Annotated in this window: 5 protein-coding genes and 1 pseudogene; 1 reads left to right on the top strand and 5 read right to left on the bottom strand. The window is 63.9% G+C overall.

The window, feature by feature from the left end; genetic code table 11:
• Positions 1–448: pseudogene (locus tag EN914_RS24120) on the top strand (RNA polymerase subunit sigma-70); the annotation flags it as partial.
• A 3-nt stretch (positions 449–451) separates the two neighbouring features.
• Here the strand turns inward: EN914_RS24120 and EN914_RS24115 are convergent.
• The 5 genes from EN914_RS24115 to EN914_RS24095 form a co-directional block, all read right to left on the bottom strand.
• On the bottom strand, positions 452–1,078 hold the full coding sequence (locus EN914_RS24115) for a glutathione S-transferase family protein (RefSeq protein WP_024502187.1): 627 nt from the start codon (positions 1,076–1,078) through the stop codon (positions 452–454).
• Between the two features lie 129 nt (positions 1,079–1,207).
• On the bottom strand, positions 1,208–2,188 hold the full coding sequence (gene cysK / locus EN914_RS24110) for a cysteine synthase A (RefSeq protein WP_013528637.1): 981 nt from the start codon (positions 2,186–2,188) through the stop codon (positions 1,208–1,210).
• A gap of 196 nt (positions 2,189–2,384) precedes the next feature.
• Positions 2,385–3,002, bottom strand: a complete 618-nt coding sequence (locus EN914_RS24105) for a LysE family translocator (RefSeq protein WP_013528636.1) — start codon at positions 3,000–3,002, stop codon at positions 2,385–2,387.
• Positions 3,003–3,273: 271 nt separating this feature from the next.
• Complete coding sequence (locus EN914_RS24100) at positions 3,274–4,626, bottom strand: sorbosone dehydrogenase family protein (RefSeq protein ID WP_024502186.1); 1,353 nt, start codon at positions 4,624–4,626, stop codon at positions 3,274–3,276.
• 98 nt (positions 4,627–4,724) lie between these two features.
• The gene (locus tag EN914_RS24095) at positions 4,725–4,922 is read right to left on the bottom strand and encodes a hypothetical protein (RefSeq protein WP_013528634.1); all 198 of its coding nucleotides are present in this window, start codon (positions 4,920–4,922) and stop codon (positions 4,725–4,727) included.
• Positions 4,923–4,953: the final 31 nt, after the last annotated feature.

The following is a 4,953-nucleotide window of genomic DNA, read 5'->3' as shown; positions in this document are numbered from 1 at the left end:
TCTATGGGACCGCGCCCTGATCGATGAGGCGGAGGCGCTGCTTTCCCACGCCGCGGCCAAGGGCATCATCGGCCGCTACCAGCTTGAGGCGGCCGTGCAGTCCGCGCATGCGGCACGACGGCTGACCGGCCGCACCGACTGGGCGGCGATCCGCGAGTTCTACGACGCGTTGCTTTCGATCGCAGGATCGCCGGTGGTGGCGATAAACCGCGCGGTGGCGATCGCCGAGGCCGAGGGCGCAGTGGCGGGATTGGCGGCCCTCTACGTGCTGGGCGACGACAAACGGCTTGATGACTATCAGCCCTATTGGGCCGCACGCGCCGGTCTCCTGGCCAGGCTTGGTCAGGTACCGCAAGCCTGCGAAGCCTATGACCGGGCGATCGGCCTCGAGCGCGACCCGGCGGTGCGCCGCTTCCTGCAGGAAAAGCGGGCAGTGCTCAGAAATTGAGCTTCAGCCCGGCCACATCTCGTGCGAGGTGTTGAGCGTCTTCATCAGCGGATGGTCGCGCAGCCGCGCCCACAGGCGTTCAATGTTCGGCCATGCCGTCCGCGCGCTGTCGATGTCGGGATGCCAGGCCACCAGCATGACCAGATAGATGTCGGCCAGCGACATCCGGTCGCCGACCAGCCAGTCACGGCCTTCGAGCGCGGCATCCAGAACGGCAAAGCCACGGTCCATCTCGGCCACGGCTGCCTGCTTGACCGCCTTGGTGCCTTCGGGATCGGCAGTGTAGCGGTATGCGTAGTAGAAGCGCAGCACCGCCGGATAGAGCACCGACGACATGAAGGCCATCCAGCGCAGGAAATCGGCGCGGGCAGGCGCGTCTGCTGCCGGCGCCAAATTGGCATCGGGATGACGCTCGGCAAGCAGGATGCAGATCGCCGCCGATTCCGTCATCGAGCTTCCGTCCGGCAAGGTCAGCACCGGCACCTGGTTCAACGGACTGATGTCGAGGAAGGCGGGGTCGGGCCGGTCGGTCTTCGGCACGTCGATCTGCTCGAACTGTGCATTCGCCAACGCCAGCGCTGCCTCGACGACGAAGCCGCCGCTGCCAGGACGGGTATAAAGCTTGTACATGAAATTCTCCCCCGGCCGCGCAAAGCAGGCCGGGGCGATATGAACCGGAAGCGGTGTCGCGCTCAAGCCGCCGGTGGCGGCCACGCGCGTTTTTTCAGCGGGCCAGCTTGGACGCGAAGGAGCGTCGGACTACGATCCCAGCCCCTCGAACAGGATTGTCGACAGATAACGCTCGGCGAAGGACGGGATGACCACCACAAGATTTTTGCCCTTGTTCTCCGGCCGCGAGCCGACGACGATGGCCGCCTGCAGGGCGGCGCCCGAAGAGATGCCGACCGGCACGCCTTCGAGGCGGGCGACGAGGCGGGCATTGGCCACCGAATCCTCGTTCGACACCTTGACGATCTCGTCATAGATCGTCGTGTCGAGGATCTTGGGCGCAAAACCGGCGCCGATGCCCTGGATCTTGTGCGGGCCGGGCTGGCCGCCCGACAGAACCGGCGAGGAGTCGGGCTCGACGGCGACGACATGCACGGAGGGCTTGCGCTTCTTCAGCACCTGGCCGACGCCGGTGATGGTGCCGCCGGTGCCGATGCCGGCGACGAAGATATCGACCTCGCCATGCGTATCGTTCCAGATTTCCTCGGCCGTCGTCGTGCGGTGGATTTCCGGATTGGCCGGGTTCTCGAACTGCTGCGGGATGATCGCATTGGGGATCGTCGCTGCCAGTTCGTCGGCCTTGGCGATGGCGCCTTTCATGCCTTTCGGACCCTCGGTCAGCACCAGCTCGGCGCCGAGCAGCGCCAGCATTTTCCGGCGCTCGACCGACATTGTTTCGGGCATCGTCAGGATCAGCTTGTAGCCCTTGGCCGCGGCGGCGAAGGCAAGCGCGATGCCGGTGTTGCCCGACGTCGGTTCGATCAGCGTTGTCTTGCCGGGAGAAATCTTGCCTGATGCCTCAAGCGCCTCGATCATCGCCACGCCGATGCGGTCCTTGACCGAGGCGATCGGATTGAAGAATTCGAGCTTGGCGATGAGATTGGCGACGATGCCCTTTTCCCTGGCGAACTTGTCGAGCCGCACCAGGGGCGTGTCGCCGATCGTATCGGTGATGGAATTGTAGACGCGGCCGCGGCCGGGCACGCGGGCTGATGTGGCGGACTTGTTCATTTGTTTCGCTCCCAGAACTTCAGGCGAGTAAGGATTTCAGGCAGTGGAATTGCAGCCGGCAAGATAGGGCCTTCGGTCGCGCAAGATAGACTGTCGGCTGAAAATATCCGAGTGGGACCTGTGTCTAAAACCGTGCCGTCCCGGAAAAGCATTTCTCGCAAAGGCCCGTTTGCGAAATGCTTTGGCGGAAAGCTCTCTATTGCCGAGCGGCAATCGCTGCAGCAGCACCGACCATGAAGCCGGCCGCCGTGCGGTTCAGCGCCTTGAGCGCGCGGGGCGATTTCAGAAACCAGCGCGCCTTGGCCGCCAGCGCCAGATACGGTACCAGCACCACCAACAGCACGACAACGGTCAGCGCGACGAGGATGCCGTAATCCGCCAGCGTGATGGTTTTCAGGTCGACGATGGTCGGCGTGATCGCGAGATAGAAGATCATCGTCTTCGGATTGCCGAGGGTAACGGTCAGGCCGGCGGCAAAGCTCGACAGCAAGCCGCCCTTGCCTTTTCCGGCCTCGACGGTCTCGGGCGTGATGCCGCTGTTCCAGAAGCGCCAGCCGAGAAAGGCGAGATAGGCGACGCCGAGCCATTTGATGGCCAGGAAAACCATGCCGAAGGATTGTGCGACGAAGGCGAGGCCAAGCACCACGGCGGTCAGATAGGTGATGTCGCCAACCATCAGGCCAAACGACATCGCCAGCGACGAGCGGAAGCCTGAGCCGAGCGCACGGGCGACCAGCGCGGTGATGCCGGGACCAGGAATCGCGGCGGCGATGCCGAGGGCCGCACTATAGGCGAGGAATCCGGTAAGGGTCATGGCACTGGTCTCGGATCAGAGCGTTTTATTGTATGGGACAGGCCAAGATTGAATTCCCTGGGGCCGGATTCTATTGCACCAGATATCGAGGGCTCGCCTTACGAAGCCCCCTCATCCGGCCGCTTCGCGGCCACCTTCTCCCCGAGGGGAGAAGAGACGGGCGCCAGCGTCTGCTGACTCCTCCCCTCGGGGAGAGGTCGGATTGTTCCCGAATTGCTCTTCGCAATTCGGTTGGCAATCCGGGTGAGGGGGCCTGCGTTACCTGAGCAGATCAGGACGGACCGTCGCCATGGGTGACACGCCAGATGGTGCCGTTGCCGTCCTCGCTGACGATCAGCGCACCGTCGCTCGCAATCGCCACGCCGACCGGCCGGCCCCAGACCTCACCGTTGGAAACCACGAAGCCGGTGATGAAATCCTCATACGCGCCGGTCGGCCTGCCGTCCTTGAACAGCAACCGCACCACCTTGTAGCCGGTCCTGTTGCCGCGGTTCCATGAACCATGCAGAGCGACGAACGCATCGCCCTTGTATTCAGCTGGAAAGCTCTTCCCCTCGTAGAAGGCGATGGTGAGCGGCGCCGAATGCGCCTGCATCAGCACATCGGGAACGGTCGTTTTGCCGGCAAGATCGGGGCGCTCACCCTTGTGGCGCGGATCCTCATTGTTGCCGATATAGTACCAGGGCCAGCCATAGAAAGCACCCTCCTTGACCACGGTCGCGTATTCGGGCGGCACATTGTCGCCAAGCGCATCGCGTTCGTTGACGACGCACCACAGCGCGCCGGTCGCCGGCTGCACGGTCATACCCGAGCAGTTGCGCAAGCCGGCGGCAAAGATGCGGCCGTTCTTGCCATCGGGATCGAAGGCCAGCACGTCGGCGCGGCCGTCTTCAGAACCCCAGGCTGCACCCAGCGGCTGCGATTTCGCCCAGGCATCGAGTCCGCCTTTCGGCTCCCGGCCCATGTCCTCGGCGACATTCGATCCCGAGCCGACCGAAAGGTAAAGCGTCTTGCCGTCCGGCGAGAAGGCGATATCGCGGGTCCAGTGATGACTGGCGGGGATGTTGCCGACGATGGTTTCCGGGTCGCCGGAGGCCTTCAGGTCGCCATTGCGGTAGGCAAAGCGCACGATGCTGTCGCTGTTGGCGACATAGACCCATTGCGGGTCAGCGCCCGGCGGATAGAAGGCAATGCCATAGGGCCGGTTGAGATTGCCGGCAAAGATGCCGTCCTGCGCCGGCTTCGCACTGCCTTCGGCGAGGCGATAGATGCGGACCTGGTTGGCTTTGCTGTCGGCGACGAACAGGTCGCCATTCGGTGCGACGCGCACGACGCGTGGATTGTCGATGCCCGATGCAACCAGCTCGGCCGAGAACCCCGGCGGCAGTTGCAGCTTCGCGTCTGCCGGCATGTCCGCGATGCCGGCGCTGTTCGAGGTCGACCGGGTGGCATTGGGCTTGGGCAGATCATCCGGTCTGATCAGCCGGCGGGTGCCCGGCTTGTCCGCTCGCCAGTCGCCGAAGGCAGCCGCGCCCTTCAGCACCGGCTCGTCCGCCTGCTGGGCGAATGAAGCGGTCGAGACAAACAGTGCGGCGGAAAGTGCCGGGCCGGCAAAACGCATCATTCGGTCCTCCAATGTTCGGGCGTGAAAACAGGAACGACCGGTTTCGTCGATCGTTCCACGGCACACGATGAGGTGAAGGAAGCTTGCGGTTTTCCGGTTCAGGTCCCGGCGGCGTAGAAATCGTCGTCGAGGCGTTTTTCCAACTCGACGAGGTCAGCCGGCAGCGGCAAGCCCATGGCGCGCATTTCCCGTAGCTTTTCGCGCAGCTGCTCCTGGATCTCGTGCTGGTCTTCCGGCTGGTTGACCATCTCCTCCAGCAGCAGGCTGATCCGGGCCTTGAATTCTTCGAGCGCCATCGTCGTCTCCTCGGTTGGATCAGCTCAGCGC

Origin of the sequence: Mesorhizobium sp. M7A.F.Ca.CA.001.08.2.1 (assembly GCF_003998455.1) — a bacterium.
In the GTDB taxonomy this organism is placed as follows: Bacteria; Pseudomonadota; Alphaproteobacteria; order Rhizobiales; family Rhizobiaceae; genus Mesorhizobium; species Mesorhizobium ciceri.
Note: the sequence above shows the minus strand (reverse complement) of the source record. Positions and strands in the feature narration are given on the sequence as shown.